At 73.2% G+C, this 26,455-nt stretch carries 25 protein-coding genes, 4 tRNA genes and 1 pseudogene; 16 read left to right on the plus strand and 14 right to left on the minus strand.

Annotation, left to right across the window (positions count from 1 at the left end; genetic code table 11):
• Positions 1 to 22: 22 nt before the first annotated feature.
• Entirely contained in the window at positions 23 to 853 is an 831-nt protein-coding gene (gene arsM / locus HOQ23_RS08665; protein ID WP_172213779.1) for an arsenite methyltransferase, read from the minus strand.
• Between the two features lie 89 nt (positions 854 to 942).
• Here arsM and HOQ23_RS08670 point away from each other — a divergent pair, with 89 nt between their 5' ends.
• Complete coding sequence (locus tag HOQ23_RS08670) at positions 943 to 1,284, plus strand: helix-turn-helix transcriptional regulator (RefSeq protein ID WP_172213781.1); 342 nt, start codon at positions 943 to 945, stop codon at positions 1,282 to 1,284.
• An 81-nt stretch (positions 1,285 to 1,365) separates the two neighbouring features.
• Here the strand turns inward: HOQ23_RS08670 and HOQ23_RS08675 are convergent.
• From HOQ23_RS08675 to HOQ23_RS08685, 3 genes are all read right to left on the minus strand, one after another.
• Positions 1,366 to 1,440 (minus strand) — tRNA-Val (locus HOQ23_RS08675).
• Positions 1,441 to 1,464: 24 nt separating this feature from the next.
• A tRNA-Cys gene (locus tag HOQ23_RS08680) sits at positions 1,465 to 1,535 on the minus strand.
• A gap of 44 nt (positions 1,536 to 1,579) precedes the next feature.
• Positions 1,580 to 1,652 (minus strand) — tRNA-Gly (locus tag HOQ23_RS08685).
• Between the two features lie 141 nt (positions 1,653 to 1,793).
• Here HOQ23_RS08685 and HOQ23_RS08690 point away from each other — a divergent pair.
• Both HOQ23_RS08690 and HOQ23_RS08695 read left to right on the plus strand, forming a co-directional pair.
• Positions 1,794 to 2,567, plus strand: coding sequence for an aminotransferase class IV (locus HOQ23_RS08690; RefSeq protein ID WP_172213783.1), 774 nt, complete (start codon positions 1,794 to 1,796; stop codon positions 2,565 to 2,567).
• 21 nt (positions 2,568 to 2,588) lie between these two features.
• Positions 2,589 to 2,660 (plus strand) — tRNA-Val (locus tag HOQ23_RS08695).
• 113 nt (positions 2,661 to 2,773) lie between these two features.
• Here HOQ23_RS08695 and HOQ23_RS08700 read toward each other — a convergent pair.
• Positions 2,774 to 4,138, minus strand: coding sequence for a rhodanese-like domain-containing protein (locus tag HOQ23_RS08700; RefSeq protein ID WP_172213785.1), 1,365 nt, complete (start codon positions 4,136 to 4,138; stop codon positions 2,774 to 2,776).
• Between the two features lie 202 nt (positions 4,139 to 4,340).
• Here HOQ23_RS08700 and HOQ23_RS08705 point away from each other — a divergent pair, with 202 nt between their 5' ends.
• The 4 genes and pseudogenes from HOQ23_RS08705 (at position 4,341) to HOQ23_RS08715 (ending at position 9,419) form a co-directional block, all read left to right on the plus strand.
• Complete coding sequence (locus HOQ23_RS08705; RefSeq protein WP_172213787.1) at positions 4,341 to 5,603, plus strand: HNH endonuclease signature motif containing protein; 1,263 nt, start codon at positions 4,341 to 4,343, stop codon at positions 5,601 to 5,603.
• 58 nt (positions 5,604 to 5,661) lie between these two features.
• Positions 5,662 to 5,826 (plus strand): annotated as a pseudogene (locus HOQ23_RS21515) (hypothetical protein); the annotation flags it as partial.
• Between the two features lie 77 nt (positions 5,827 to 5,903).
• Positions 5,904 to 7,136 (plus strand): tyrosine-protein phosphatase, encoded by a 1,233-nt coding sequence (locus HOQ23_RS08710; protein WP_172213789.1) that lies wholly within the window; start codon positions 5,904 to 5,906, stop codon positions 7,134 to 7,136.
• A gap of 108 nt (positions 7,137 to 7,244) precedes the next feature.
• Positions 7,245 to 9,419, plus strand: coding sequence for an acyltransferase family protein (locus HOQ23_RS08715; protein WP_172213791.1), 2,175 nt, complete (start codon positions 7,245 to 7,247; stop codon positions 9,417 to 9,419).
• Positions 9,420 to 9,589: 170 nt separating this feature from the next.
• On the opposite strand, the gene HOQ23_RS08720 is transcribed toward HOQ23_RS08715, so the two are convergent.
• The 3 genes from HOQ23_RS08720 to HOQ23_RS08730 form a co-directional block, all read right to left on the minus strand.
• Entirely contained in the window at positions 9,590 to 10,402 is an 813-nt protein-coding gene (locus HOQ23_RS08720; RefSeq protein WP_172213793.1) for a hypothetical protein, read from the minus strand.
• The gene (locus tag HOQ23_RS08725) at positions 10,399 to 10,884 is read right to left on the minus strand and encodes a sigma-70 family RNA polymerase sigma factor (protein ID WP_172213795.1); all 486 of its coding nucleotides are present in this window, start codon (positions 10,882 to 10,884) and stop codon (positions 10,399 to 10,401) included. Before HOQ23_RS08725 ends, HOQ23_RS08720 begins: the two co-directional genes overlap by 4 nt.
• A gap of 120 nt (positions 10,885 to 11,004) precedes the next feature.
• Positions 11,005 to 11,790 carry a hypothetical protein gene (locus HOQ23_RS08730; protein WP_172213797.1) on the minus strand — a complete coding sequence of 262 codons (786 nt, stop codon included), beginning with the start codon at positions 11,788 to 11,790 and terminating at the stop codon, positions 11,005 to 11,007.
• Positions 11,791 to 12,112: 322 nt separating this feature from the next.
• Here HOQ23_RS08730 and HOQ23_RS08735 point away from each other — a divergent pair, with 322 nt between their 5' ends.
• A complete protein-coding gene (locus HOQ23_RS08735; protein ID WP_172213799.1) occupies positions 12,113 to 12,871 on the plus strand; it encodes a hypothetical protein in 759 nt (252 codons plus the stop codon).
• 24 nt (positions 12,872 to 12,895) lie between these two features.
• Here HOQ23_RS08735 and HOQ23_RS08740 read toward each other — a convergent pair whose 3' ends face one another.
• Positions 12,896 to 13,162: a hypothetical protein gene (locus HOQ23_RS08740; RefSeq protein WP_172213801.1), complete on the minus strand. Its 267-nt coding sequence runs from the start codon at positions 13,160 to 13,162 to the stop codon at positions 12,896 to 12,898.
• Positions 13,163 to 13,245: 83 nt separating this feature from the next.
• A complete protein-coding gene (locus tag HOQ23_RS08745) occupies positions 13,246 to 14,181 on the minus strand; it encodes a universal stress protein (protein WP_172213803.1) in 936 nt (311 codons plus the stop codon).
• A 145-nt stretch (positions 14,182 to 14,326) separates the two neighbouring features.
• Here HOQ23_RS08745 and HOQ23_RS08750 point away from each other — a divergent pair, with 145 nt between their 5' ends.
• On the plus strand, positions 14,327 to 15,202 hold the full coding sequence (locus tag HOQ23_RS08750; RefSeq protein ID WP_172213805.1) for a universal stress protein: 876 nt from the start codon (positions 14,327 to 14,329) through the stop codon (positions 15,200 to 15,202).
• Positions 15,203 to 15,261: 59 nt separating this feature from the next.
• Here the strand turns inward: HOQ23_RS08750 and HOQ23_RS08755 are convergent, their stop codons facing one another.
• From HOQ23_RS08755 to HOQ23_RS08765, 3 genes are all read right to left on the minus strand, one after another.
• On the minus strand, positions 15,262 to 15,471 hold the full coding sequence (locus tag HOQ23_RS08755; protein ID WP_172213807.1) for a PspC domain-containing protein: 210 nt from the start codon (positions 15,469 to 15,471) through the stop codon (positions 15,262 to 15,264).
• Between the two features lie 101 nt (positions 15,472 to 15,572).
• Positions 15,573 to 16,331 carry a DUF4389 domain-containing protein gene (locus HOQ23_RS08760; protein ID WP_172213810.1) on the minus strand — a complete coding sequence of 253 codons (759 nt, stop codon included), beginning with the start codon at positions 16,329 to 16,331 and terminating at the stop codon, positions 15,573 to 15,575.
• Between the two features lie 174 nt (positions 16,332 to 16,505).
• A complete protein-coding gene (locus HOQ23_RS08765; RefSeq protein WP_216653915.1) occupies positions 16,506 to 16,940 on the minus strand; it encodes a hypothetical protein in 435 nt (144 codons plus the stop codon).
• Positions 16,941 to 17,071: 131 nt separating this feature from the next.
• Here HOQ23_RS08765 and HOQ23_RS08770 point away from each other — a divergent pair, with 131 nt between their 5' ends.
• The 5 genes from HOQ23_RS08770 (at position 17,072) to HOQ23_RS08790 (ending at position 21,765) form a co-directional block, all read left to right on the plus strand.
• Entirely contained in the window at positions 17,072 to 17,725 is a 654-nt protein-coding gene (locus HOQ23_RS08770) for a response regulator transcription factor (protein WP_172213812.1), read from the plus strand.
• Between the two features lie 93 nt (positions 17,726 to 17,818).
• Entirely contained in the window at positions 17,819 to 18,556 is a 738-nt protein-coding gene (locus HOQ23_RS08775) for a hypothetical protein (protein ID WP_216653916.1), read from the plus strand.
• Complete coding sequence (locus HOQ23_RS08780) at positions 18,546 to 19,046, plus strand: hemerythrin domain-containing protein (protein ID WP_172213814.1); 501 nt, start codon at positions 18,546 to 18,548, stop codon at positions 19,044 to 19,046. Before HOQ23_RS08775 ends, HOQ23_RS08780 begins: the two co-directional genes overlap by 11 nt.
• 162 nt (positions 19,047 to 19,208) lie before the next feature.
• Positions 19,209 to 21,236 (plus strand): acyltransferase family protein, encoded by a 2,028-nt coding sequence (locus tag HOQ23_RS08785; protein ID WP_172213816.1) that lies wholly within the window; start codon positions 19,209 to 19,211, stop codon positions 21,234 to 21,236.
• 28 nt (positions 21,237 to 21,264) lie between these two features.
• Complete coding sequence (locus tag HOQ23_RS08790) at positions 21,265 to 21,765, plus strand: FBP domain-containing protein (RefSeq protein WP_172213818.1); 501 nt, start codon at positions 21,265 to 21,267, stop codon at positions 21,763 to 21,765.
• 17 nt (positions 21,766 to 21,782) lie between these two features.
• Here the strand turns inward: HOQ23_RS08790 and HOQ23_RS08795 are convergent, their stop codons facing one another.
• Positions 21,783 to 22,946, minus strand: coding sequence for a hypothetical protein (locus HOQ23_RS08795; protein WP_172213820.1), 1,164 nt, complete (start codon positions 22,944 to 22,946; stop codon positions 21,783 to 21,785).
• A gap of 223 nt (positions 22,947 to 23,169) precedes the next feature.
• Here HOQ23_RS08795 and thrS point away from each other — a divergent pair, with 223 nt between their 5' ends.
• On the plus strand, positions 23,170 to 25,107 hold the full coding sequence (gene thrS / locus HOQ23_RS08800) for a threonine--tRNA ligase (protein WP_172213904.1): 1,938 nt from the start codon (positions 23,170 to 23,172) through the stop codon (positions 25,105 to 25,107).
• A 357-nt stretch (positions 25,108 to 25,464) separates the two neighbouring features.
• The gene (locus HOQ23_RS08805) at positions 25,465 to 26,421 is read left to right on the plus strand and encodes a hypothetical protein (RefSeq protein WP_172213822.1); all 957 of its coding nucleotides are present in this window, start codon (positions 25,465 to 25,467) and stop codon (positions 26,419 to 26,421) included.
• Positions 26,422 to 26,455 lie beyond the last annotated feature (34 nt).

The raw sequence follows: 26,455 nt of genomic DNA on the forward strand, positions 1-26,455 counted from the left end.
TACGCCGAGCCCGCGCCGGCGCTCAGCTCCTCGACGCCGGCTTGGTCGCGCGGATGATGGCGCCGTGCATCCCGGGGGCGGCCTCGTGGGTGAACTCGACCACCGTCTCGGTGAACCCGGCCGCGGCCAGCCCGTCGAGGTACTCGCTGCGCGACAGTGCGCCGGCGATGCACCCGACGTACGAACCGCGCTCGGCCCGCTCGGCGGGCGTGAGGTGGTCCTCGGCGACGACGTCGGAGATGCCGATCCGGCCGCCCGGGGTCAGGACGCGGTACATCTCCGCCAGCACGCGCGGCTTGTCGACGGAGAGGTTGATGACGCAGTTGGAGATGACGACGTCGACAGCTCCGTCCGGGAGCGGGACGTCCTCGATCGTGCCCTTGAGGAACTCGACGTTCGTCGCGCCGGCCTTCGCGGCGTTCGCCCGGGCGAGCTCCAGCATCTCGTCGGTCATGTCGACGCCGTAGGCGAACCCGGACTCCCCGACGCGCCGGGCGGAGAGGAGCACGTCGATGCCACCGCCGGAGCCCAGGTCGAGGACCCGCTCGCCGGGGCGGAGGTCGGCGACCACGGTGGGGTTGCCGCAGCCCAGGCTGGCTGCGAGCGCCTCGGCCGGCACGTCGCCGTGCTCGTCGGGGGAGTAGAGCCCGGCGCCGAAGGCCCCGTCCACGACGGTCTCGTCGGTACCGGTCGGGGAGCAGCACGACGCCGTCCCGCAGTCGTCGGCCAGCTGGAGGGCGTCGTTCAGGTCGGCGTTGCTCTGGCCCTGCCCGACCGCGACCGCCGCCGCGGCGTACCGGGACCGGACCTCCTCGCGGAGCTCGTCGGTGCTGGTTCCTGTGGTGTCGCTCATGGTGGCGCTCCTGGCGGATCGGTGACGGTCGATGTATCGAGGATTCTCGATGCATCGACGGATGTCAATCTCTCTGGCACGATGGCGCCATGTCCACCACGCCGCTCGTCGAAGCCACCGCGTCCTGCTGCAGCTCGGTCGTGGGGGGCGTCCTCGACGTCGAGGAGGCGGAGCGGCTCGCCCGGGCGTTCAAGGCGCTCGGGGACCCGACGCGCGTGCGGCTGCTCTCGCTGATCGCCGCCAGCCCCGAGCGTGAGGCCTGCATCTGCGACCTCGTCGACCCCGTTGGCCTGAGCCAGCCCACGGTGTCGCACCACATGAAGCAGCTGGTGGACGCCGGGCTGGTGCTGCGCGAGCAGCGGGGCCGTTGGGCCTTCTACCGGCTCGCCGACGATGCGCTTGCAGCCCTAGGTGGGGCGCTCGTGCGCTGATCTGCGGGGCGGGGGCCCTCCGCTGCATGCGTTGCATGCGAAAGGCCCCGGCTGCGTCTCCGCAGCCGGGGCCTTTCGTGGTGGTGGGCGATACTGGGTTTGAACCAGTGACCTCTTCCGTGTCAAGGAAGCGCGCTACCGCTGCGCCAATCGCCCATGTTATTCAGTTGTGGTAAATCGAGGTGGGTACGGGATTTGAACCCGTGTAGACGGATTTGCAGTCCGTTGCCTCGCCTCTCGGCCAACCCACCGCGGTGGCCCTCCCATGGGAGGACCCGGTGGAAAGACCCTTCCGAGCGGACGACGAGGCTCGAACTCGCGACCTCAACCTTGGCAAGGTTGCGCTCTACCAACTGAGCTACGTCCGCTTGCTGCCTTGGGCCGTGGCCCTCGGTGCGGTCAGAACATTAGCCTCCTGGGGTCCGGGGCGCAAAACCGGGGGGTCCGCGGGGTGTCGCTGAGGGTTGGGATCGCGGCGTTTGCCGAGGTCAGAGGCCTAGAGTGCGGGCGTGGACGCATGGAGCGGGATTGCGCGAGGTGAGGGGGTCTTCACCTCGGTGCTCGTCGAGGACGGTCGGGCGTTCGCCCTGGAACGGCACCTGGACCGCCTCCTCGGCAGCGTCGAGACGCTGGGGTTGCCGGCGCTGGACCGTGAGGCGGTACGCCGCGCGGTCGCCGGCCCGGTGGGCGCGTGGCGGTCCGGGCGTGGACGCCTCCGGATCGTGTGGGTCGCCGGGGCGCGGGAGGGGGAGCTCGTCGTCGACCTCGACCCGATCGGCGCGGCCGCCGAGGCGGTGAGCGTCGTGACCTCGCCGTACGTCGTGGACCACCACGGCGTCCTCGTCGGTCACAAGACCACGGCGTACGCCGACAACGTGGTGGCGCTCGCAGCGGCGCGGGCAGCCGGCGCGGGGGAGGGGATGCTCGCCAACCTCGACGGCGACCTGTGCGAGGCGAGCGCGGCCAACGTCGTCCTGGTGCTCGACGGGGAGCCGGTGACCCCGACCCTGGCCAGCGGGTGCCTGCCGGGTGTCACGCGCGAGCTCGCGGTGGAGGCGTGCGGGGTGCGGGAGGTCGACGTACCCCTGACGGAGGCGGCGGCCCGTGCCGAAGAAGTCCTCCTGACCTCCACCACCCGCGGGGTGCAGCCCGTGAGCGCGTGGGACGGGCGTGCGCTGCCGACCGATGGCCCGGTGCTGCGCGAGGTGCGCCAGCGCTGGTCGCAGGCGGCCCGGGACCCGTGGTGGACCCCGGGATGTGAGCTCGCGGCCGGTATGCGTTAGTGTTTCCGACCGCAGCACAAGGGGCGATTGGCGCAGTGGTAGCGCGCTTCGTTCACACCGAAGAGGTCACTGGTTCGAACCCAGTATCGCCCACCCTTGACAGAAGGCCCCCGCCAGCGGAGACGCTGGCAGGGGCCTTTCTTGTTTTTCGTTTCCGTGCCTGCTCGGCCTTCCGCCGTCGCGCGTAGCGCGCCCGCGGAGCCCGGTCAGGCGCTGCGCAGGCCGAGCGGGCCGGCGCGGTCGAACGAGTCGTCGACCAGGGTGACCTGGTGGCCGGCGCGGGTCAGGACGCTGGCCGCGATGGCCGCGCGGTAGCCGCTCTGGCAGTGCACCCACACCGGGCGCGCCGGGACCTCGTCGAGGCGGCCCGCCAGCTCGTGGAGAGGGATGTGGGTGGCGCCGCGGACGGTGCTGGCTGCGTGCTCGTCGTCGCGGCGGACGTCGAGGACGGTGACGCCGGCGCGTTCCTGCGCAGTCATCGCGGCCAGCTCCTCGAACGTGCCGACCGCGTAGCCGTCGAGGTCGTCACCCAGGGACCACTGCTGCGGGTCACCGACGCTGGCCGCAGCCGGGCGATCGATGCCGATCCGGACCAGCTGGCGCTGGGCCTCGGCCACCTCGTCGGCGCTCGTGCCGAGCAGGGTCAGCGGGGTGCCCCACGGGATCATCCACCCCAGGTAGGTGGAGAGCTGGTCGCTGATCTCGAAGCCGATGCTGCCCCGCAGGTGCGAGCGCGCGTGGGCGCGGCGGTTGCGCAGGTCCACCACCCACTCGCCGGCGTCGAGACGACGTCGCAGCTCGGCCGCATCGGCGGAGGGCGGGGGACTGAGGTCGACGGGGCCGGCGCCGCTCAGGTTCCGCGGCGCCATGTGTCGGTAGTACGCCGGGTAGGCGGTCAGTCCGGCCACCAGGTCCGCGACGAAGCGGTCCTCGTCGGTGGCCAGGAACGCCTGGTTCCCCCGCAGCTCGTCCTCGAGGGTGGAAGCGGTCGCCCCGCTGGTCGCGCCGGTCGAGCAGAAGCTCCCGAAGCCATGGGTGGGGAACACCCGTGACGCGCCGGGAAGGGTGGCGAGCACGCGTGCGGAGCGGTACTGCGCCCGGCTGAGGTGGTCCACGAGGCCAGGGGAGACCAGGTCGGTGCGCCCGACCGAGCCGTAGAGCAACGACCCGCCGGTGAAGATCGCGGGATCGTGCTCGCCGCTCCGGTCCGTGACGGCGTACGCGAGGTGGGTCAGGGTGTGGCCCGGCGTCGCCATGACGCGGACCTCCAGGTCGCCGTAGACCAGGCGTTCGCCGTCCGCGACACCCTGGCGATCGAAGGAGACCGGGTCCTCGATGTTGACGAGGTAGTCGGACCGCGCGCGGCGGGCCAGCTCGAGGCCGCCCGAGACGTAGTCGTTGTGGATGTGGGTCTCCAGCACCGCGACGCAGCGCAGCCCCCGCCGGCGCACCACGTCCAGGACCCTGTCGATGTCGCGCTGTGGGTCGACGACGATCGCCACCTCGCCGTCGTGGGCGATGTAGCTGCGGTCGCCGAGGGAGGTGGTGCTGATGATCTCGACGTTCAACATCGTGTGCTCCATCTGTCGCCCGACTTGTGAATACAACTGTATGCATCGACTTAGCCAAGTTACACATGCAGGATGCCTGCGCCGTCCGGGGGTCCACAGGCAGCGGGAGGGCGGGCGGTCCGAGCCCCGGAAATGTCCCCGGTCAGTCCTACGATGAAGCCATGTCGTAGAGCTCCGCAGCACCTGGTCCAGGGAGGCCCGGATGGCCGAAACGCTCGATCCCTATCTGGTGGATCTGGAGCGTCTGCACGCCGACCTGGACCGGGTGGTCGAGCGGGACCCGGTGTTCCTTCCCGTGGCGACGAAGCGCCAGGCGTTGCTGAGGGCGGCCTCGGCATCGTCGCGGGCCCAGGCTGTCCTGGCGCGGCTGGTCGGGTGCGCCGACGACGTGGCGGACGCGGAGGGACACCGGGACGTCGCCTCGTGGTTGACGCACCGCAGCCATGACTCGCTGACCACGACCCGTCGGGTGCAGCGGCTGGGGGTGGCGTGCGAGCAGCGTTGGCACCGGGTCGGTCTGGGGCTGCTGGGCGGGAGGGTGACGGCCGACCAGGGGCACGTGATCGTGGCGGCGCTCGACGAGCTGGCCTGCGGGCGTGACCTGGTGGACGCGCCGGCGGAGGAGTGGGCCGAGGTCCTGGTCCGCGCGGAGACCTACCTGGTCGAGCAGGCGGTCGACTTCGGTCCGCGGGAGCTGCGGAGGCTGGGGGAGCGGCTGCTCGAGGTGGTCGCGCCGCAGTGGGCAGAGGAGCTGGAACGGCGCCAGCTGGAGGCCGCGGAGCGCGCGGCTCGGCGGCGTACGACGCTGTCGGTGCAGCACCAGGGCGACGGCACCGCGTTGATCCGGGCGCGGGTGCCCGAGAGCGTCGCGTTGCGGGTGACCACGATGCTCGAGGCGTTCACCAACCCCCGCAAGGAGGACGGCGCGGCGGCTGCGGACGACGGGCGCCGGCTGCCGTACGAGCGGCGCCTCGGTGAGGCGTTCTGCTCGCTGATGGAGGCCCTCGACCCGGCACGGCTGCCGCTGCACGGCGGGGACGCGACGACGCTCGTCATCACGATGGACCTGGCCACCCTCACCAGGGGCCTCGGGACGGCCACGCTCGCCGACGGCTCCCGGATCACCGCCGGCGAGGCCCGGCGTCTCGCCTGCACGGCGGGCCTGGTGCCCGCGGTGCTGGGCACCCGCTCGGTCCCGCTCGACCTCGGCCACGCCACGAGGCTGTTCAGCCCGGGCCAGCGCAAGGCCCTCGCGATCCGCGACCGGGAGTGCCACGCGGCCGGCTGCTCGATCCCCTCGAGGTGGTGCGAGGCACATCATCTGAAGCCGTGGTCAGCGGGCGGGAGGACCGACCTCGCGAACGCGCTGCTCCTCTGCTCCCACCACCACCATCTGATCCACGACGACCGCTACCTCCACCAACGGATGCCGAACGGCGACATCCGCTTCGCCAGGCGGACGTAGGCACCGTGCCACGGCTCACGCACGCCCGGCGGCGAGGGGGCGCGTCGACGAGGTCCTCGTCGACGAGAAGGTCATCACCTTCGCGAACCGGTTCGTCGGCTTCTGGCTGCGGCGCGACATCGCGGGCACCCTGACCGTGTGCCACGAGGGGCGGCACGGCGCCGTCGACATCGCCACCGGCGAGTCTGACCCGATCTGCCTGACTACGCTCCGGCTGGCCTGACCGGCAGAGACGCTGCTGCGTTCCGGTCATCGGGAGTGACGGGCGTCACCAGGCAGAGTCCGTCCTACGTTCCCGGGATGTCCCCCCATCTGTCACCCGTTCCTCGTGAGCGGTCGCCGCGTCTCCGCACGCGTACCGCTCGCGTCGTCGTCACCACCTCCCTGCTCGCCGGGCTCAGTGGCGGCCTGGCTGCCGGTCCGGTGGCCGCAACCGGGGCGCTCGACGCCCGGGCCGCTTCCGGCCGGCACGACCAGTCGCCGGAGACGGCCGCCGTGAACCGCACCGCCGCCGGCAGCCACACGGTGACCTGGTCGGCGCCGGGTCGTCACGTGGTGTTCGCCAGCAGCAACCGGGTCAACCCCTCGAAGTCCGGGCGCCGGGTCGGCGCGAGCGCCTGGGGCTCGGTCACGGTCAAGCGGCTCGACCCCCGTGCCCGGTGGTACTTCGAGGTTGCGCCGGCCCGAGCCGTGCGGGCTGCCGCGCGCGAGGGGCGGGACGTGCGCGGGACCGTGGTGTCGACGCGCAGCGTTGGCTTGGACGGCTCGACCAACACCCGCGACCTCGGAGGGATGCGGACCAGCGACGGCCGCTCCGTGCGCTGGGGCGTGCTCTTCCGCAGCGATGCCGTCACGGCACCTACCGAGCGGGACATGGCCGTCCTGCGGTCGATGCGCCTGCGGCACGTGGTCGACTTCCGTGCCGAGTCGGAGGTCGCGGCGAGCGGCCCGAACCGTCTTCCCGCCGGCGTGACCGCCCACGCCGTACCGCTGCTGGACGCGAGCACCGACGCGCTCTCGCAGGCCATCCAGGCAGCCCTGCGGGAGCGTGACCCCGCGATCGTCGAGGCGCTCCTCGGCGACGGCAAGGCCGAGCAGATCGCCGCCGATGGTCCGATCGACCTGATCCGCAGCACACCGGCCCGCGAAGGCTTCGCGGCGACGCTCCGCACGCTGGCTGCGTCGGACGGAGTGCCCCTGATCTTCAACTGCACCGCGGGCAAGGACCGCACCGGAGTCTTCGCCGCGGTGCTCCAGCGGCTGCTCGGGGTGTCGGAGAGGACGGTGCTCGCCGACTACGAGCTCTCCAACTCCTACCGCGCGACCGGCAATGCCGCCACCTACGAGCGCCTCTCCGCGGCCGGGGTCGACCTCGCCCTGATCCGACCCTTGCTCGAGCAGAGCGGCGCCAACCTGGCCGGCATGTTCCGGGCGATCGAGGAGGACTACGGCACCTTCGACAGGTTCCTCCTCCGAGGCCTCGGGCTGGAGCGCTCGACCATCGCGGCCCTGAAGGCGCGCCTGCTGGTCTGACCGCCTCTGCGCCGGCTGGCCTCGTCGGAGCCCCGGGCGATCGCGCGCTTCGGGAGCGTGCCTAGGATCACGCGACGTGTTCATCTCGGGACGGGAACCCGCACACACATGACCGTGACCGCGAAGCGGCTCGACATCCAGGGCCTGCGCGCCGTCGCCGTCGGGCTGGTGGTGGCGGGCCACGTGTTCGGCCACCCGGTGGGCGGTTTCGTCGGGGTGGACGTCTTCTTCGTCATCTCCGGCTTCCTGATCACCGGCCTGCTGCTGCGCGAGGTCGAGGAGCACGGGCGGATCTCCCTGGGCGGGTTCTACCGGCGCCGGGCCCGCCGGATCCTGCCCGTGGCGCTGCTCTCGCTGGCGGCCACGGTCACCGCGTCGTACGTCGTGCTGCTGCAGGACCGCTTCGAGCGCACCGCGGCGGACGCCGGCTGGGCGGCGGGGTTCGTCGCCAACTGGCGCTTCGCGGCCAGCGACGCCGACTACTTCAGCTCCGCCCTGCCGCCCTCGCCGCTCCAGCACTACTGGTCGCTGGGGGTGGAGGAGCAGTTCTACGTGGCGTGGCCGCTGGTGCTGCTGGGCCTGGTCGCGCTCGCCCGCCGGGCGCGGCACGGCCGCGGCGTCGACGTGCGCACCGCGGTGGCCGTCCTGGCCGCGGTGGTGGTGGCGGCGTCGTTCGCCTGGGCGTGGGTCCAGTCAGGGCAGGAGCCGACCCTGTCCTACTACTCCACGCTCACCCGAGCCTGGGAGGTCGCGGCCGGTGCGCTGCTGGCCGCGCTGGCCCCTCGGCTGACGAGCATCCTGGGCCCGGCCCGCAACGTGCTCGGGGGCCTCGGGCTCGCCGCCATCGTGGCCGGTGCGCTGCTGCTCGACGGCGGGTCCGCGTTCCCGGCGCCGCTGGCGGTGCTGCCGGTGCTCGGCGCGGTCCTGGTCCTGGCGTCGGGGATCGGCACCGGCAGCAGTGCCGGCACCGGCTCGCCCCGGGTCGCCGCGACCGCGCTGCTGCGCACCCGCCCGTTGGTCCACCTCGGCGCGCTGTCCTTCTCGATCTACCTGTGGCACTGGCCGGTGCTGGTCCTCGGCGACGTGCTGGTGGCCGAGCGCACGCTCACCTACCAGGTCGCGGTGCTCGCGCTGACCCTCGCGCTCGCGACCGCGTCGTACCGCCTCGTCGAGCGCCCTGTGCTCGACTCCGACTTCCTGCGTCCGGACCGGGATGGCGCGTCGCGGGCGGGCCGCCGGGTGGCGCTCGCCGCCGTCGGCGTCGGCGTCGTGCTCCTGGCGGTGGCCCTGGTCGTCCCGCGCGACGCCCCCGGGACCCCGTCGCACGTCGCCACCGCACCGGGATCGGCACCGGGCGAGGAGGGCCAGCAGGCCGCGGGCCGCACGCCACGGCAGGCCGCGGAGGACAAGGTGGCCGGCGCCCTGGTGGCGGGGCTGACCGCGGAGGAGTTCCCCGCGCTCCAGCCGCCGCTGGACGACGTGGTCGAGGGCGGCATCAACCCCGAGCTCGAGCCCGGGGCCGAGTGCCTCAACCCGAGCAGCCTGACCGACCCGGACCTGTGCTGGCACGGCACCGGACCGCGGCGCGCGATGGTCGTGGGCGACTCGGTCGCGATCGCGTGGATGCCCGCGGTGATGAAGGCCCTGGGTCCGGACTGGTCGGTGCGCGGCTACGGGCTGTCCAACTGCCCCTACGTCGACGCCACGATCGAGATCGACTACGACCCCGAGGGCGCCGCCAGGTGCAACGAGGCCCGGTCGACCATCCACGAGCAGGTGCGTGCCGAGCGGCCCGACCTGCTGGTGCTCTCGACCTTCGAGGCCGGCGTCCTGTGGCTGGGGGAGTCGCCGCTGCCGCGTGCCCACGACGCGTGGCGCGACGCCGCGGTGCGCGCCATCGACAAGATGGCGGGGGAGGGCACGCAGGTGGCGATCATGGCCCCGCCACCGGCCGGGCACGCGGTGGAGGGCTGCGTGAGCAGGTTCTCGGTGCCGCGCGACTGCCAGGGCTCCCCGAGCGACGCTTGGACGGCGCAGGCCGCCGCCGACCGCGCAGCCGCCCGCCGCACCGGTGCGACCTACGTCGACACCTCGTCGTGGTTCTGCCTCGAGGACCAGTGTCCGATCTTCGCCGGCGACACGGTCGTCCGCTGGGACATCGTCCACGTCACCCGCCAGTACGCCGACTCCCTCGGCGACGTCCTGCGCTTCGCGCTGCGTCCCGCGCTGCGAGCGGTCGCGCGACCGCCTGCGACACCGGACGCGTCGGTCGGCGGACGCTGACCCTGACGCTCCTGCGCGCGTCACCGCCCCCGCCACCATGGCGGTGCGAGCACCAGGAGCAGTGACGGTGCCAGCACGGCCAGCGCCACGGCCGGGCCGAGCGGCGAGAGCTGCACGGCAGGACGGTAGCGTCCCGCTGCTTCACGGCGTCAGCGGTGCGTCGGCCCCGCTCAACGCCACCTGAGCGCGGGGTCGATCGCCACGGCGGTGAGCTGCTGCTCCGTGGCGGCGAACGAGGTCTCCTCGAGTCGAGGAGGACCGTCCACGGTCTCGACCACCGTGGTCTTCACGCCGGACGGCCGGACCAGGGAGACGTGCTTCTCGAGTCGTACGTCGGCGAGGTCCTCGGGAGTCAGCAGGCGGGGGTCGTCGACGACGCTGTAGGCGGGCCCGCCCCCGGGGAGCTGCAGGTCCGGGAGCCTCCTCAGCACGTACTGGCTCACGACCACGACGCCGTCGGCGGTGTCACGTGCCGAGCACGGCAGGACGGTCGTGGTCCGCTGCGGGCACAGCCGCGCAGGATCGTCGGGCAGGTCGCTCGCCGGTCCCACGTAGATGCGCCAACGGTGCCTGCTGTCCCGGGCGCCGAGCTCCATGCGGGCGGCGGACGCCTCCGCCGCCCGCGCCGCAGGCAGCTTCTCGGAGTTGTCGCCCAAGAGCTGGAGCCTGATCGGCGCGCCTTCGACCAGGACCCCGAGAGACCGCTCGGCGGACCGGCGCATGGCCTCGGCGATGCCTCCTGGATCGGTGCTCAGGGTCGCGACAGGTTCTCCGGTGGTCGAGCGGCGGTCCTCGAGGATCGCCACGGCCTGCGGAAGGGCGACGAGCACCGCTGCCAGGACGCTCGCCGCTGCCATGACGAGCACGCGGTGGCGGACGCGACGCCTGCGTCGGTCGCGCTGCCGCGCGGCTCGCAGGACGGCGTGGGCGTCGAGCTCAGGCTGGTCGGCGAGACGGCGGAGGCGCTGCTGGAGATCGGTCATCGCGGGGCTCCGTGGGTCTCGGGGGCGGTCGCGCGCAGCGACTGGAGCGCGCGGGTGAGCAGGCTGCGGGCCGAGGACTCCGTGCACCCGAGCACGACCGCGATGTCACGGTGGCTGTAGTCCTCGTAGTAGCGCAGGACCACGGCCGCGCGCTGCCGTGCGGGGAGCCGGGCCAGCCGTCGTTGCAGGTCCAGGTCCTCGACGACCGCGTCGTCGTGGCGCACGACCGCCGGGGGCGGGACGGGATGGGCCTGCTGCACGGCGCGGTGCCGCCACACCGAGCGGAGCCGGTTGACCACGGCGCGGCGGCTGTAGGCGTCGATCACCTCGACCTCCCGCTCCAGTCGCGCGCGGTGGCGCAGCAGGTCGACGACGACGTCCTGCACCACGTCCTGCGCCAGCTCGGTGGACCCGCACTGCAGGTAGGCGAAGCGCAACAGCCGGTCGGTGCCGTGCGCCAGCCACTCGTCAAGATCGGGCACGTTCGGCTCCCTGACTTCTTTCCATGCCCAGCAGACGCCGGGGCCCCGCGAAACGCTGCGCCGACGTGCCGACCGCCCGACAGGTCTAGAGCGGCCCGTGGCGGTGTCGCCCGCCGTCGCTCAGATGCCGAGCCAGGTGGCGGCGAGCTCCCGGTCCTCGAACGGGCACAGCACCCCGACGGCGGTCAGGAGGAGCTCCTCGGAGTGCTGTTCTCCGAACTCCGGGACGAGGATGTCGTGCAGCTGGCCGGCGGTGGAGGTGAAGGCGTCCTTGCTCTCGCAGATGGCCTCTCCGACGTCGACCAGCGCGGCTGCCATCGCGTGGCTGACCGTGACCGGAGCCAGCACGTCGCGCATGGCACGAAGGAAGTCCTCCTCGGCGACTGCGGGGTCGGGCAGGTCCACGTCCGCGTCGGGATCGCAGGCCGTCGGGTCCTCGGGGACCGCCTCGCAGGTGTTCTCCTGCAGGTCGCCACCGATGATCGGGACCAGGGCCCGGAGCTGCTCCGCGGCGCCCTCGACCGCCCAGTTCGGTCCGACGAGCAGCGACGGGACGATGTCGGAGGTGCCGATGGCCCGCCACTTCTCGGCGAGCTCGGCCTTCTCCAGGATCGCAGCCTGGGTCCGTTCCTCCGAGGTGTACAGGTCGAAGGACGCCAGGCTGGCAGCGTCGTCGCAGAAACGGGTCTCGGTGTCACGCCGCTGGAGCATGGGCTTCTTCCACAGCGAGTCGCACGCCAGTCCGGCGTCCATGACCATGTCCTGCAGCTCCTCGATCGTGTCCGGGCTGGCCGGGACCGGCGCGTCGGCCTGCGAGGAGTCGGCAGGGTCGCTCGCGCAGCCGGCCACGAGCGTGAGGGCCAGGAGGAGCACCGCGAACGGTGTGAGGGTGGCGCGCTGGAACATGTGAGCGGATCCTTCGGGGTCGGGGCGTGCGTCGGGACCGGCAGGGCTGTCCCCGGGCGTCAGTGTGAGGCCGCGGTGCCGCACCGGGTCCGCGAATCGGAGCGGTGTGTGCCAGGACACGGGACGGGGGGGCGAGACGTGTCCTGCCGGAGGACCAGCAACGGGCGACACGGCGCCCGGCGGCGGTCTACGTTGGGCCATGGCCTTCGCGCACCGCTCCGTGGAAGCTGGGCTCGCGGGCGCGGTGGTGGGACCGGACCACCCCACGGACGGGTCGCAGCGGCTGCCGAGGCCATGGCTGTGGTTGTCGCTCGCTGCGGCCGTGCTGGCCGCAGCGGGGAGCGTCGTGGGGCTCTGGGCGCCCGAAGCGGTCTACGGCGAGGAGACCGCGGCTCTCGCCGACTCCGCAGCGGCGCAGGACCTCGTCAACCTCGTCCTGGTCGCTCCGCTGATGGCGGCGACGGCGCTCGCGGCGTCACGTGGGTCCCTGCGGTCCTGGCTCTGCCTGGTGGGCTTCCAGGGATTCACGGTCTACAACTACGCGATCTATGCGTTCTCCATCCACTTCGGACCCCTGTTCCTGCTCTGGGTCGCCGTGCTCGGGCTGTCGCTGTTCGCCCTCATCGGCACCCTGGCCGCGTTGGACTCCGCGGCGGTCCGCGCACGGTTCATACGGCGGTCGATGGCGCTGCCCGGGAGCTTCCTCGTCGCGGTCGCGTCGCTCTTCGTGCTGCTGTGGCTCAGCGAGATCGTCCCGGACCTCGCGGCGGGACGCCCCTCTCGCAGCGCGCGTGACTGGAACGTCCCCACCAACCCGGTGCACGTGCTCGACCTCGCCTTCTTCCTGCCCGCGGTGGTGGTGAGCGGGGTCCTCCTGATCCGCCGGCACCCGCTGGGCATGGTCACCGCCGCCGGCCAGCTCGTGTGGCTCGCCCTGACCTGCCTGCCGATCTTGGCCACGGTGTTCGTGGCCGATGCGCGCGGCCGTGAGGCGGGCTGGGGGCTGCTGGCCCCCATCGGCGTCCTGTGCGCCGTGACGGTGGCAGTCCTCCTCGGTTTCCTGCGCCGGGTCCGCGCCTGACATCGGGAGGTCGGTGGCCCGTGCTCAGTCGAACGTCACCACGGCCGAGCCGCCCATGCCCCGGCGGGCGATGTCGCGCAGCGCCTCGTCGGCGCGCTCGAAGGGGTACGTCGTCAGGTGCGGGCGGATGCCGAGGCGCGCCGCCAGCGCCAGCAGCTCCTCGCCGTCGCGGCGGGTGTTGGCGGTGACGGTGCGTAGGTTCCGTTCCAGGAACAGGTGGCGCTGGTGGTCGAGTGCCGGCACCTGGCTCATGTGGATGCCGGCCAGGACCACGCTCCCGCCGCGGTCCACCGCGGTCCACCGCGGTGAGCGTCACCGGCACCAGCTCGGCGGCCGGCGCGAAGACGATGGCGGCATCGAGCAGTCGAGCCTGCTCAGCCGCGCGCGGCGTGGCGGCCGGGCCTGGGGATCGAGGGATCGACGCCGGTCTCGACGACGACGGGGCACATCGCCTCGCGCAGGACCACCCGGGTGATCGGCCCGAGGTGGGAACCCAGCGGCAGCGCCGGGTGGTGACGGCCGACCACGACCTGCCGGGCGCGCTCGGAGTCGGCGACCAGCGCCTGCGCGGGCGGCGCGTGGGTGATGACCAGGGCAGCCTCGACGTCGGTGAACTCGCTGAGCAGCGGCCCGAGCTCGATCTCGAGGCGCTCGCGCTGGCGCTGGGCCTCCGCCTCGCCCTCATCGCCGGCGAAGACCAGGGTGTCGAAGGCATCGGAGTACCACCAGGCGTGCTCCAGCTCGACGCGCGTCGGGGAGCGCCGGGCGCGGGTGAGCACCGCGCGCACCATCTCGCCGGACTCCTCGGCCCCCTCGACCCCGACGACCACCGGGGCGTCCTCCCGGGCCGACTCCCACTCCCGGGGGACCACGGCGACCGCGCAGTCGGCGCGCGCCGCCACGCCGTGCACCACCGACATCGCGCTGAGAGCGGGGACCGGACGCGGATGGGTGCGGGTGAGGACCACCAGCTCGGCGTCGTGGCTGCTCTCGACCAGGGTCGCGGCGACCCGGCCGTGCAGCACCTCGCCGGTGACCGCCAGGTCGGCGCCCGCGAGCGCCTCGCGCACCGCCTCCTGGCAGTGCTCGACCGCCGAGGACCCCAGCACGCGCATCTCCTCGCCGTCCAGCCCGACGTCGGAGGTCACCGGCATGCCGGGGAAGCTGGGGGTCACGACGTGGACGACGTGGATGCCGGCGCCACGGCGCCGTGCCTCCTGCGCCGCGAAGGCGACGCCGGGACCGTGGTCGTCCACCCCGTTCACCGCAAGCAGGATCGTGGCCGGACGACTCGTGGGGGACTGGCTCATCGGCTGCTCCTCTCCGCCCGGCCACCCTCGCGGATCGACGGCGGCCAGAACAGGGCCGTTCGCCCCTACGCCCCGGGCCCCCGGCACGGGAGCATCGACGCCCAGGAGCACCATCCGTCCCGTCCGCGAGCCACAGGAGATCCCGATGTCCCTGATCGACACGTGTGCCGGCGCCGTCGTGGTCGGCGTCGACGGCTCGGAGGACGCCGAGCAGGCGCTCGCCTGGGCGGCCACCCAGGCGGCGCTGGAGGCGCGGCCGCTCACGATCATCCACGCTGCGGGGCTGGCCAGTCTGACGGGGGACGAGGTCGACCCGGCGATGGTCATGGCCGCGGTGCGGGCGGAGGGTCGTGCCCTGGTGCAGCGCAGCGCGGCCGCGGTGGCCGCCCGGGAGCCGGACCTCGAGGTGCGCTCGGAGCTGGTCCTCACCGATCCGCGGGTGACGCTGCTCGAGGCGGCGGAGCACGCGCACCTGGTGGTGGTGGGCTCGCGCGGGCGGGGCCCGGTCAGCAGCCTGCTGCTCGGCTCGGTCGGGGTCGCGCTGTCCCAGCACGCCCGCTGCCCGGTCGTCGTACGCCGGCCGCATCCGCCCGAGGACTCCGGCGAGGGGGTCCTGGTCGGCACCGACGCGACCGACCGCTCCGACCCGGCCGTGGCGTGGGCCTTCCACCAGGCGTCGCTGCGACGTACGCCGTTGACCCTGGTGCTCACGTTCTTCGAGGCGGGGCCCGAGGGCGACGTGGCCGAGGGCGAGGGCGGGTACGACGCGCTGTGGGCCCAGCTCCGCGAGGTCGCGGACCGGTTCCGCCCGCGCTTCCCGGACGTCGAGGTGGTGCTGAGGCTGCGCCGGGGGCTGGCCGACGAGGCGCTCACGCATGCCGCCGCGTCGGTGGAGATGGTGGTGCTCGGTCACCACGTCAGGCGTTCGATCTTCGGGCTGCTCGACCTCGACGTGCCCCACGGCGTGCTCGTGCACGCCCCGCGGTACGTCGCGGTCGTCCGGGCGCCGCCCGGCCTCTGAGTCCCACGGGCTCCGAGCCGGACGTCGGTGCGTCGGCGCCAAGGGTCACCCGCCGGGCCTCACTCGTTCGGCATCAGGATCCACAGCACCGGGTAGATCAGCAGCTGGCTGCCCGGGATGATCATCAGCACCAGCACGAACAGCAGCCGGGCGATCCACGGCGACAGGCCGAAGCGGCGCCCGAGGCCGGCGCAGACGCCGGCGATGACCCGGTCCTGGCGGGGGCGGACGAGGCCCTGACGGGCGAGGCTGGAGCGGATGTCGGACATGTGAGGCGTTCCTCCGGTCGGTGGCGGTGATGGGCCCAGACTGCCCGATCCGCGCGACCTGGCCCATCGGGACCAGCCCTGGTCCCACCCTGACCCAGCCCTCAGGTGTGCGGCGGGTACGGCGGCGCCCCGGCTCCGGGATCGGTCCAGGCCGGGTCGCTGGAGGTCGGCTGCGCAGGGGCGGCGGGCGGACCGCCGTCGTCCTCGCGACCACCTTGGTCGAGGCGCAGCGGCGGGTAGACGTCGGTCATCAGCGCGACGTACCCCGAGACCCGCAGCGACCAGCGGTTCAGACCGAGGACCAGGTCGAACAGCGGCTGCGGGTAGCGCCCGGTGAACAGCAGCAGCACCCCGGCGAAGAAGACCAGGACCCCGACCAGGCCGGGGGTGGACACGGTCGCCTCGCCGCCGCTGGCAGTGGTGGCGACGTAGCTGGTCCCGGACACGATCAGCCCGACGACGATGTAGTGCGGGATCGCCAGCAGCCACCACTTCACCAGCACCAGGCCGCGGGAGAGCCGCTCGGGGTAGTCGATGTCGAGGTGGGCGGGGTAGTCGGGCACGTCGCGCAGCGCGAACGGCGGGTAGCGGTCGGTGCCCAGTGCCGAGTAGGTGTAGAACGAGACCCGCCAGCTCCAGCGCATCACGCCGACGTTGAAGTCGAAGATGCCTTGCGGGTAGCGCGCGGTGATGAGGATGGCGAAGAACGCCACCACGGTCAGCACCACGAAGGCGACCCACAAGAAGAACAGCACGACGAGGTGGGGGATGGCCAGGAGCCACTTCACCAGCCAGAGCCAGCGGCTGAGCGGCTCGTCGAGGTCTCCCGTCACATGGACGGGGTAGCGGTAGGTGCTCATCGCGCGTCCTCCTCCGGAGTCGCCTCACCGTCGCCGCTGGCGCGCCACCGCGGACAGGGCCGAACGGACCGCGGCGGCCGGGACCGTTGCCCACGACAACGGGACGTCGTGCCTGACGGCGGCGGGCCGGAGCCGGCGGCGGGCGGGTGCGCGGGAACACCCGCACCCCCGGCCTCAGCCCAGCCGCCATCCGCGGTCGCGCGCGGCCAGCACGGTGAGGACGGCGAGCGCGGGCACGGCGTACCACCACGCCCAGAGGCCGAAGAGCAGGAGCAGCACGTGGAAGCCCAGGACCCCGGCCCAGCCCACGGCCGCGACCCGCCCGCCGATGAGCAGCAGGACGCCGAGCAGCGCCTCGCCGGCGGCGAGCTGCAGCCCCCAGAGGCGCGGGTCGTCCATGAAGACGTCGCGCCATCCGGTGCGCACGAACCCGAACAGCGCGTCGCCGGCGAAGGGCGCGTACGTCGTGGGGTCGGAGGCCACGATGCCGACGTGCACCCCGGCGCCGACGAGGTAGACCGCGGCGACCACGGTGCGTTCCCAAGGGGCGCGAGCGGGTCGGGTGACCGGCGCCATCTGATCCTCCTCGCCCGCACCGGGTACTGGCATGCGCACCATGCTGGCACAGGACGGGCCCCGCGGACCGGGGCCCACGGCGCCGGCAGGGACGACATCAACGGGGCAGGAGCCAGGACCCGGCGAGGGACGCCGGGCCGGACGCCCCGCAGGGAGGGGACCGCATGAAGCCGGTCAAGGTCGCACTGTCGAACGACTACGAGCTGGTGCTGCGCGGCTTGGGAGCGCTGCTGGCACCGCACGCCGACAAGGTCGAGGTGGTCGAGGCATCCACGGGCACCGACTTCGTACCCGAGGCCGACGTGATCCTCTTCGACACCTTCGGACGCCTCCCCGGCAAGGACGAGAAGCTGCAGGCCGTCGCCGACTCGAACCCCCGGGCCAAGATCGTGGTCTACAGCTGGGAGAGCTACCCGCCGGAGGTCGCGCTCGAGCACGGCGCCGTCGGCTGGATCGGGAAGGGGGTCAGCGGCCAGGAGCTGGCCGAGCGGCTGGTGGAGGTCCACGAGGGCGCCGAGGTGACGGTCGTGCCTCCGGACAGCGCAGGCGGAGGAGGAGGTGTCGACGCCGAGGACACCACGATGCCCGACTGGCCCGGGCGCGCCCACGGCCTGAGCCCCCGCGAGGGGGAGATCCTCGGGATGATCTGCCGCGGCCTCACCAACGACGAGATCGCGTCCCGCTCGTTCCTCAGCGTCAACACGATCAAGACCTACATCCGCACGGCGTACCGCAAGATCGGCGTGAGCAGCCGGCCGCAGGCCATCTTGTGGGGCATCGACCACGGCCTGCGCGGCGAGGGGTCGATCCAGCCGTAGCCGGCCCCGGGCACGCCCCGCCGGAACCTCACCCGTCCGTGCGGTGTCCCCGCCTCGGGCGCGGGGTACCAGTCGCGCGGACAGGAGGCCCCGATGGACACCGAGCAGCTCACCCGTGCCGCGGCCGGCGCCGGCGGTGCCGTGCTGGCCGCGGGCACCCGGGCGCTGGCGGCGGTGCGTCCCGCGCGCAAGCCGCTGCACCCCGACGGGGACGTACGCCCGGGGCGGATCCGCCGCACCGGCTCCGCGGTGCGCAGTGGCGTCGCCTGGCTCGACGAGCCGGGGGAGGACGAGGTGCGGGTGCGCCTGTCCCGCGCGGTCGGGCTGCCGGCCCCGCTGCCCGACATCCACGGCATCGCCGTCCGGGTGCCCGGCCCCGCCGGCCCCGGCGACCTCCTGTTCGCGAGCACCGGCTGGGGTCGTCTGACGCGCTTCCTGCTCACCGGCGGGCGGCACCCCGACAGCCGGCCGATGACCACGCTGCTGCCCTACGCCACCGCCGGGGGCCCGGTGCTGCTCGGCCTCGGCGCCGCCCCCGCGGCCCCCGGCGGGGCGACGGAGGCATGGGAGCTGCGCTGGGCGCGTCCCAGCGGGCCGTGGCACCGCTTCGCCGAGCTGCGCCTGGCCCCCGGGCCGCGCGAGCCCGCCGCCGGCGAGGACCGCGCGATCTCCTTCGACCCGGTCCGCCACCAGGTCCCCGGCCTGCGCCAGTACGACGTCGTACGACGCCTGCGCGAGCCTGCCTACCTCCGCGCCCGCGCCTCGCGCACGGCCGGCCCCGCGACACCCGCCCCGACACCCACCACCGAGGAGAGACCCTGTGTCCACTGACGCCATCGTGATGCTCAAGGACGACCACAAGCTGATCCTGCGGGCCTTCCGCGAGTTCGAGGCCGCCGGCGAGGAGGCCCACAAGACCAAGGCCAGGATCGTGGACCGGATCATCGAGCTGCTCACCGTGCACACCTACATCGAGAACGAGGTGATGTACCCCCGGGTGCGCGAGCTGGTCCCCGAGCTCGAGGACGACGTGCTGGAGTCCTACGAGGAGCACCACGTGGCCGACGTCCTGGTCATGGAGCTGGCCGGGATGCAGCCCACCGACGAGCGGTTCACCGCCAAGACCACCGTCCTCATCGAGAACGTGCGTCACCACATCGAGGAGGAAGAGGAGGAGTGGTTCCCGCAGGTGCGGGAGGCGCTGGGCCGCAAGGTGCTCCAGGAGATCGGGGCGGAGATGGCGGAGGCCCGGGAGAAGGCGCCGCGCAGCCCGGCCCAGCCGAGCGCGCTGAAGAAGACGATCGACGCGGTCATCGCCTGACCCTCGCCCGGCCGGGCCGCCCGCGCGGTCCCCGGCGTGGCGGCGCCGGGGACGCGGTGCGGGCTGCTTGCATGCTGCTCGCACTGACATCGCGTGATCCCGGTCACCTCGACGGGGTCGCCCCTGCGAGGTCCCGGGCACCCGGGCAGGACGGACGGCACGGTGAGCCAGGCGAGCACGGGCACTCACCGCGGCGACATCCAGGGACTGCGCGCACTCGCCGTCCTCGCGGTCGTGGCCTACCACGCCGGGATGCCCGGCATCAGCGGCGGCTTCGTCGGCGTGGACTTCTTCTTCGTCCTCTCCGGGTTCCTCATCACCAGCCTGCTGCTCGCCGAGCACGCCCGCACCGGCACGGTCTCGCTGCGCGGGTTCTGGGCCTGGCGCGCGCGTCGGCTGCTGCCCGCCTCGACCCTCGTGCTGCTGGCGACCGGGCTGGCGGCGGCGCTGTGGATGCCGGTGCTCGACCGGCGCTCGATCGCCCACGACATCGGCTGGTCGGCGCTGTTCTCGGCGAACTGGCGCTTCGCCCAGCAGCAGACCGACTACCTCGCCCAGGACCGCACCTCGAGCCCGGTGCTGCACTTCTGGTCCCTCGGCGTCGAGGAGCAGTTCTACGTCGTGTGGCCGCTGCTGGTCGTCGCGATCGGGCTGCTCGTCGCCCGCGCCGGGCTGCGCCGCCACCTGCGCACGGCGTACCTGCTGGTCTTCGCGCTGGTGGTCGTCGTCTCCTTCGCCTGGTGCCTGCACCAGACCGGCGTGAGCCAGCCCTACGCCTTCTTCGGCACCCCCGCCCGGGCCTGGCAGCTCGGTATGGGTGCGCTGCTGGCCGCCGCGGTGCCGCTGCTGCGCCTGGGCCGCCGCACCCGCGTCGGCCTCGGCCTCGCCGGCCTGGCCGGGTACGCCGTGGCGCTGGTCGCGCTCGAGGAGAGCGGCGCCGGCGGGTTCGCCTACCCCGGCTTCCTCGCGCTGCTGCCGTCGCTGGCGGCGCTCGCCCTGATCGCCGGCGGTACCGACGGCCCCTCCGGGTCCCCGACCCTGCTCAGCCGCGCGCTGTCGATCCGGCCGCTGCAGTGGCTCGGCGACCTGTCCTACTCCTGGTATCTGTGGCACTGGCCGGTGCTGGTCATCCTCCCGTACGCCGTGGGCGACGGCAGCTGGCCGTGGCGGGTGCTGGCCGTGGCGCTCTCGCTGCTCGCGGCCTGGGGCTCCTACGTCCTGGTCGAGCAGCCGCTGCGCCGCGCGCGGCTCCTCGTCGTGCGCCCGTGGCGCTCGATCGCGTTCGGCGGCGCGCTGGTCGCGCTGGTGGCCGTGCCGGTCACGGTGCTCGCTGCCGCGCGGACCGACGGCGTGGTCGAGCTGCGCGACGGCCGCACGGTGACGCTGGTCCCGAACCCCGCCGTCGCCGCCAGCGACGTCTTCTCGATGCGCCAGCGCGGCTGCGACCTGGACTACGAGGCGAGCGAGCTCGGCGACCTCGGCGCCTGCGGCTTCGGCGACGCCGAGGGCGAGCGCAGCGTGGTGCTGCTCGGCGACAGCCACGCCGTCCAGGTCTTCCCGGGCCTCGAGGTCGCCGCCCGCGCCGAGGGCTGGCAGCTGTGGTCGTGGACCAAGAGCGCCTGCCCGGTCGCCGACGTCACCAAGCTCGACCGGGCCCTCGGGCGTGCCTTCGAGGAGTGCGACACCTTCCGCGAGGCGATCCTCGACGAGGTCGTCGAGGCGAGCCCCGACCTGGTCGTGCTGGGCATGGCCAGCGACAACGTCCGGGTCGTGGACCGCGGCAGCGGCGAGCAGCTCGACGCCCGGGCGTCCCGCGAAGCGGTGGTCGCCGGGCTGCGCAGCACGGTGCAGCGCCTCACCGACGCCGGCGTGCCGGTGCTGATGGTGGCCGACCTGCCGGCGGCGCGGGTCAGCCCGCCGTCCTGCCTGGTCGAGACGGGACGGGTGGCCGACTGCCTGGTCCCCGCGCGCCGCGGCGTACGCGTGGAGAAGGCGGCGCTGGCCGGCATCGACGGGGCCGAGCTCCTCGACCTGCGCCGGGGCGTGTGCCGCGACCGCGTCTGCACGCCGGTGCGCGGCGACACCCTCGTCTACCGCGACACCAACCACATCACCCGCACCTACGCCCTCACCCTCGCGCCGCGGTTCCGCGCGGTGCTGGCCCGCCAGGACACGGACCGCCCGGGGTGAGGCCGGCGACGGATGGGAGGCTGGGGTGATGGAACCGCTCACCTCGGAGGAGATCCGCCGCTCGTTCGTCAACTGCACCAAGGGCGAGGCGAGCCGGCTCCCGCTGCCGAAGGCGGTCCCGGCCTCGCGCTGGGAGCAGCTGGACTTCCTCGGGTGGCGCGACGCCGGCGCGCCCGACAGCGCCTACCTGGTCGTGCCGGGCGACGCCGGGCCGGTCGGCGTGGTGCTGCGGATCAGCAACGGGGCCGGTCGCGGCGGGCGCAAGAACATGTGCGCCTTCTGCCTCACCACCCACTCCAGCACCGACATGGCGCTGATGGTCGCGCCGCGGGCCGGCGCCGCCGGTCGCGCGGGCAACACCGTCGGCACCTACCTGTGCGCCGACCTGGCCTGCTCGCTCTACGCCCGCGGCATCCGCCGCCCCGACCGAGCCCAGCCGCACGAGACGCTCAGCCCCGAGCAGCGCGTCGAGCGGTTGCGCGCCAACGTCGACACCTTCATGCGCCGGGTGCTCGCGCCGCGTCCGTGACCGGCTGACGGCGGGCGTCATCGACCGAACCGCGCCCAGCCGCGGGCGGTGACCCCGGCGACCCGGGAGAACTCGCCCCCGACGACCAGTGCGTCGGGGGTGGCGGTGATGGTGCGGACCCCCCAGAACCCGTCGACCGAGGGGCTGAACGAGGCGTCGAGCTCGCCGGTCACGGCGTCCGCGGAGAGCAGCTTGAGCCGGGTGTCGCCGCCGAACCCCTCGTGGAACCCGAAGTAGACCCGGTCGCCCTCGACGTCGACGGCCTGTACGTCGCCCATTGCGGTGTGCCGGAACAGGCGGGTTCCGCTGGCGGCGTCCCACGCGACCAGGGCGTTGGCGTACTCCCCGGCGGCCACGAAGACCCGCCGCCCGTCGTCGGAGACGTCGACGCCGAGCGAGGGCGAGACCGAGGAGGCGTACGCCGGCCCGCTCAGCGCGCCGGTGGAGCGCGCGACCGCGCCCACCCCGCGCCGGGTCGCACCGCCGACGGTGGTGAAGTCCCCGGCGAGGTAGGCGCGCGAGCCCGTGACCGCGACGCCGTGCACCCGACCGTTCACCGCGGGGCGGAACCCCGTGTCGACGGCGCCGGTGCGCGCCCGGACCCGCGCCAGCCGCGCCCGCGCGGTGCCGGCGACGGAGGAGAAGTCGCCGCCGACGAACAGCGCGCGCCCGGAGTGCTCCAGGGCGAGCACGGCGCCCCCGGAGGCGTTCGCCCGGAACGACGTGTCGACCGCGCCCCACAGCGCCCACAGCTTGGCCAGGCGCGCTCGGGCGACCCCGCGGACGCGGGTGAACTGCCCGCCCACCCACAGCGACGTGCCGTCCGTGGCCAGCGCGCGCACCGGGCCGGAGGTGTCGGCGTGCCAGCCGGTGAGCAGTCGGCCGGTCCGCAGCGAGAACGCCGCCAGGTTGGCGCGCGGCACGCGCGCGCCGGTCGGGCCCATCGCGGCGGAGAAGCTGCCGCCGACGACCACCACGTTCCCGGCCACCGCGGTCGCGTAGACCGGCCCGTTCACGCCCCAGCTCGCCGTCGGGGTGTCCCGGACCGACGCGACCGGGGCGGCGGAGGCGGAGGCGGTGCGGGCAACCGAGCCAGCAGCGGGGAGCAGCGCCGGGAGCCCCGCCGCCAGCACCGCGAGGGCGAGCAGCACGAGCGGGACCCGGCGCGAAGGAGCGGACATGGGGGGAGTCTGGACACCGCCCGCGAGGAGCGCATCGTCGCAAGTGGGGACCCGGGGTGCGAAACCGATGCGGGACGAGGGGCACGCGCTCGATACGATCGCGGGGGACGCCCGGGGGCGTCCGCACCGACTCAAGCCGTTCCAACCGAGCCAGCCGATCCAAGGGAGCACCCACGTGTCCGACTACAAGATCGTCCTCGTCCACGCCGACGCGCGTGAGGACATGACGGTCACGGCGGGCACCAAGGCCTGGCAGCTGTTCTCCGAGAACCCCGACATCATCGCCGCGCGCGTCGGCGGCGAGCTCAAGGACCTCTCCTACGAGCTCGTCGACGGCGACGTGGTCGAGGGCGTCGAGATCGCGTCGAAGGACGGGCGCGACATCCTGCGCCACTCCACAGCCCACGTGCTCGCCCAGGCCGTGCAGCAGCTCTTCCCGGAGGCCAAGCTCGGCATCGGCCCGCCGGTCACCGACGGATTCTACTACGACTTCGACGTCGAGACCCCGTTCGTGCCCGAGGACCTGGTCAAGATCGAGTCCGCGATGCGCAAGATCATCAAGGAGAACCAGCGCTTCGAGCGCCGGGTCACCACCGACGCCGACGCGCTCGTCGAGCTCGCCGACGAGCCCTACAAGGTCGAGCTGATCGGCCTCAAGGGCTCGGGCAACGCGGAGAACGCCGCCGAGGGCGCGTCCGCCGAGGTCGGGGCCGGCGAGCTGACCATCTACGACAACATCAACCGCAAGGGCGAGGTCGCCTGGTCCGACCTGTGCCGCGGCCCGCACCTGCCCACCACCAAGCGGATCCCGGCGTTCAAGCTGATGCGCACCGCCGCGGCGTACTGGCGCGGCGATGAGAAGAACAAGATGCTCCAGCGCATCTACGGCACCGCGTGGGAGTCCAAGGAGGCCCTCGAGGAGCACCTGCACCGCATCGAGGAGGCCGAGCGCCGCGACCACCGCAAGCTCGGCCGCGACCTGGACCTGTTCAGCTTCCCCGACGAGCTCGGCTCCGGCCTGCCGGTCTTCCACCCCAAGGGCGGTGTGCTGAAGCGGGTGATGGAGGACTACGTCCGCAACCGCCACATCGAGGAGGGCTTCGAGTACGTCGGCACGCCCCACATCTCCAAGGACGGGCTGTTCCACACCTCCGGGCACCTGCCGCACTACGCCGACACGATGTTCCCGCCGATGGAGTTCGAGGGGTCGAACTACCAGCTCAAGGCGATGAACTGCCCGATGCACAACCTCATCTACAAGAGCCGCGGCCGCTCCTACCGTGAGCTCCCGCTGCGCCTGTTCGAGTTCGGCTCGGTCTACCGCTACGAGAAGTCCGGCGTCATCCACGGCCTGACCCGCGTGCGCGGCTTCGCCCAGGACGACTCGCACTCCTACTGCACCCCCGAGCAGGCACCCGAGGAGGTCAAGCACCTGCTGAACTTCATGCTCAGCGTGCTGCGCGACTTCGGCCTCGACGACTTCTACCTCGAGCTGTCCACCCGCGACCCCGAGAGCGACAAGTTCATCGGCTCCGAGGAGCAGTGGGCGGTCGCCACCCGGGTGCTCGAGGACGTCGCCGCGGAGACCGGCCTCGAGCTGGTCCCGGACCCGGGCGGCGCGGCCTTCTACGGCCCGAAGATCTCGGTGCAGGCCAAGGACGCGATCGGCCGAACCTGGCAGATGGGCACGGTTCAGTACGACTTCAACCAGCCGCACCGCTTCGAGCTCGCCTACCAGGCCGCCGACGGCTCGCGCCAGGAGCCGGTGATGATCCACTCGGCGAAGTTCGGCTCGATCGAGCGCTTCATCGGCGTCCTCGTCGAGCACTACGCCGGCGCCTTCCCGCCCTGGCTCGCTCCCGTCCAGGCCGTGGCGATCCCGATCGCGGAGCGCCACGACGGCTACCTCAAGGACATCGTGGCCCAGCTCAAGGCCGCCGGCCTGCGCGCCGAGGTGGACCTGAGCGACGACCGGATGCAGAAGAAGATCCGCAACGCCCAGCTCCAGAAGGTGCCGTTCATGCTGATCGCCGGCGACGACGACGTGGAGGCCGGCGCGGTGTCGTTCCGCTACCGCGACGGTCGCCAGGACAACGGCGTGCCGGTCGCCGAGGCGATCGCGCGGATCACTGCGGCCGTGGAGGCACGCGAGCAGGTCTGATCGAGCCTGGCTGTCTTTGGTTCGTGCTTCGGGTGGTGCCTTTCGGCGCAGTTGCGCAGAAGCACCACCCGACGTGCAGCTCGGCCGGTGCCTGCTCTCCTGGGTGGATGGCTGGTGTCGCTCCCCGGCGGGCGACCACACCAGCCCCAACAGCCACATCGCGTCGACGTTTGGTCCCCAACGACAACGTTCCGGCCTGGTGGGGTGCCGTTCGTGACCAATCGTCGGCCGGGTCTCGACGAGCTCGACCAACGACCACCCCGCAACGACCACCCCGCAACGACCACCCGGCTCACCCCCGGACGACGACGTCGCGACGAGCGCAGGCCCTCGGGTGCGCGACCTACGCTGGATGCCATGTCGCTGCTCCGCACGCTGATCGCGCTCGTCATGGCGACGGCGCTCCTGCTCGGCTGTGGGAGCGGCGGCGACGAGCCGGCGGAGCGGGAGGCGGGGGCGTCGAAGGCCCCGTCGCAGGACTCCGGGTCCGACCGCGACAGGGGCGCGCCGGGCGATGCGAACCGGCCTGACACCGACGAGCTGGAGTCCCTGGCGAAGGAGGCCGAGGAGGAAGCGGTCAAGGCGTCCAAGGCGCGCCGACCGCTGCTGGGGGCCGACGCGGGCTGGCCGCAGTGCCGCAAGGGTCTGGGCATCCCCGAGCGTCCCACCCAGGGTCAGCCGATGCCGTTGCCGGAGGCGCGCTACGTGATCCTCGGGCTGACCAACGGCCCCGGCTTCACCCGCAACCCCTGCCTGCCCTGGCAGGTCCGCTGGGTGCGCGAGCGCGGGATGCTCCTCGGCGCGTACGCCGTGGTGAGCTACCCCTCCGCCGCCCAGCTGCGCAAGCACCGCGACGACGGGCCGTACGCCGGGGGCACGCGGATCGGCGCGCTGCGCAACGTCGGCTACGCGCAGAGCCGGGCCAACCTCACCACGATGAAGCGGGCCAAGCTCAAGGTCCCCGCCGTGTGGCTCGACGTCGAGCCGGTGACCATCTGGGAGTGGAGCCCGGACCGGCTGGCGAACGCCGCGGTCGTCGAGGGCGCCGCCCGCGCCTACCGCGACGCGGGCTACAGGATCGGCGTGTACTCCACCGCCCACCTGTGGGAGCTGATCGTCGGCGGCTTCCGCCTCGGGGTGCCCGAGTGGCGCGCGGCGGGGGAGACCTCGCGGGCCGAGGCGCTCCGACGCTGCGGCAGGGACCACTCCATCCAGGGCGGGCGGCCGATCCTCAGCCAGTGGGTCGCGTTGGACCGCGACCAGAACGTCACCTGCCCGGGCGTCGACGCGCGGCCGTGGCTCGCCAAGCCCTGACCCGCCGCCTGGCGGCTGGCGCGCCGCCCTAGGA

Source organism: Nocardioides sp. zg-DK7169 (assembly GCF_013155365.1).
In the GTDB taxonomy this organism is placed as follows: domain Bacteria; phylum Actinomycetota; class Actinomycetes; order Propionibacteriales; family Nocardioidaceae; genus Nocardioides.

Bases quoted from the DNA above. Each gene is read 5' to 3' on its own strand.
- arsM (WP_172213779.1), bottom strand. From the start codon at position 853: ATGAGCGACACCACAGGAACCAGCACCGACGAGCTCCGCGAGGAGGTC.
- HOQ23_RS08670 (WP_172213781.1), top strand. From the start codon at position 943: ATGTCCACCACGCCGCTCGTCGAAGCCACCGCGTCCTGCTGCAGCTCG.
- HOQ23_RS08700 (WP_172213785.1), bottom strand. From the start codon at position 4,138: ATGTTGAACGTCGAGATCATCAGCACCACCTCCCTCGGCGACCGCAGC.
- HOQ23_RS08705 (WP_172213787.1), top strand. From the start codon at position 4,341: ATGGCCGAAACGCTCGATCCCTATCTGGTGGATCTGGAGCGTCTGCAC.
- HOQ23_RS08710 (WP_172213789.1), top strand. From the start codon at position 5,904: ATGTCCCCCCATCTGTCACCCGTTCCTCGTGAGCGGTCGCCGCGTCTC.
- HOQ23_RS08715 (WP_172213791.1), top strand. From the start codon at position 7,245: ATGACCGTGACCGCGAAGCGGCTCGACATCCAGGGCCTGCGCGCCGTC.
- HOQ23_RS08720 (WP_172213793.1), bottom strand. From the start codon at position 10,402: ATGACCGATCTCCAGCAGCGCCTCCGCCGTCTCGCCGACCAGCCTGAG.
- HOQ23_RS08730 (WP_172213797.1), bottom strand. From the start codon at position 11,790: ATGTTCCAGCGCGCCACCCTCACACCGTTCGCGGTGCTCCTCCTGGCC.
- HOQ23_RS08745 (WP_172213803.1), bottom strand. From the start codon at position 14,181: ATGAGCCAGTCCCCCACGAGTCGTCCGGCCACGATCCTGCTTGCGGTG.
- HOQ23_RS08750 (WP_172213805.1), top strand. From the start codon at position 14,327: ATGTCCCTGATCGACACGTGTGCCGGCGCCGTCGTGGTCGGCGTCGAC.
- HOQ23_RS08755 (WP_172213807.1), bottom strand. From the start codon at position 15,471: ATGTCCGACATCCGCTCCAGCCTCGCCCGTCAGGGCCTCGTCCGCCCC.
- HOQ23_RS08760 (WP_172213810.1), bottom strand. From the start codon at position 16,331: ATGAGCACCTACCGCTACCCCGTCCATGTGACGGGAGACCTCGACGAG.
- HOQ23_RS08765 (WP_216653915.1), bottom strand. From the start codon at position 16,940: ATGCCAGTACCCGGTGCGGGCGAGGAGGATCAGATGGCGCCGGTCACC.
- HOQ23_RS08770 (WP_172213812.1), top strand. From the start codon at position 17,072: ATGAAGCCGGTCAAGGTCGCACTGTCGAACGACTACGAGCTGGTGCTG.
- HOQ23_RS08775 (WP_216653916.1), top strand. From the start codon at position 17,819: ATGGACACCGAGCAGCTCACCCGTGCCGCGGCCGGCGCCGGCGGTGCC.
- HOQ23_RS08790 (WP_172213818.1), top strand. From the start codon at position 21,265: ATGGAACCGCTCACCTCGGAGGAGATCCGCCGCTCGTTCGTCAACTGC.
- HOQ23_RS08795 (WP_172213820.1), bottom strand. From the start codon at position 22,946: ATGTCCGCTCCTTCGCGCCGGGTCCCGCTCGTGCTGCTCGCCCTCGCG.
- thrS (WP_172213904.1), top strand. From the start codon at position 23,170: ATGACGGTCACGGCGGGCACCAAGGCCTGGCAGCTGTTCTCCGAGAAC.
- HOQ23_RS08805 (WP_172213822.1), top strand. From the start codon at position 25,465: ATGTCGCTGCTCCGCACGCTGATCGCGCTCGTCATGGCGACGGCGCTC.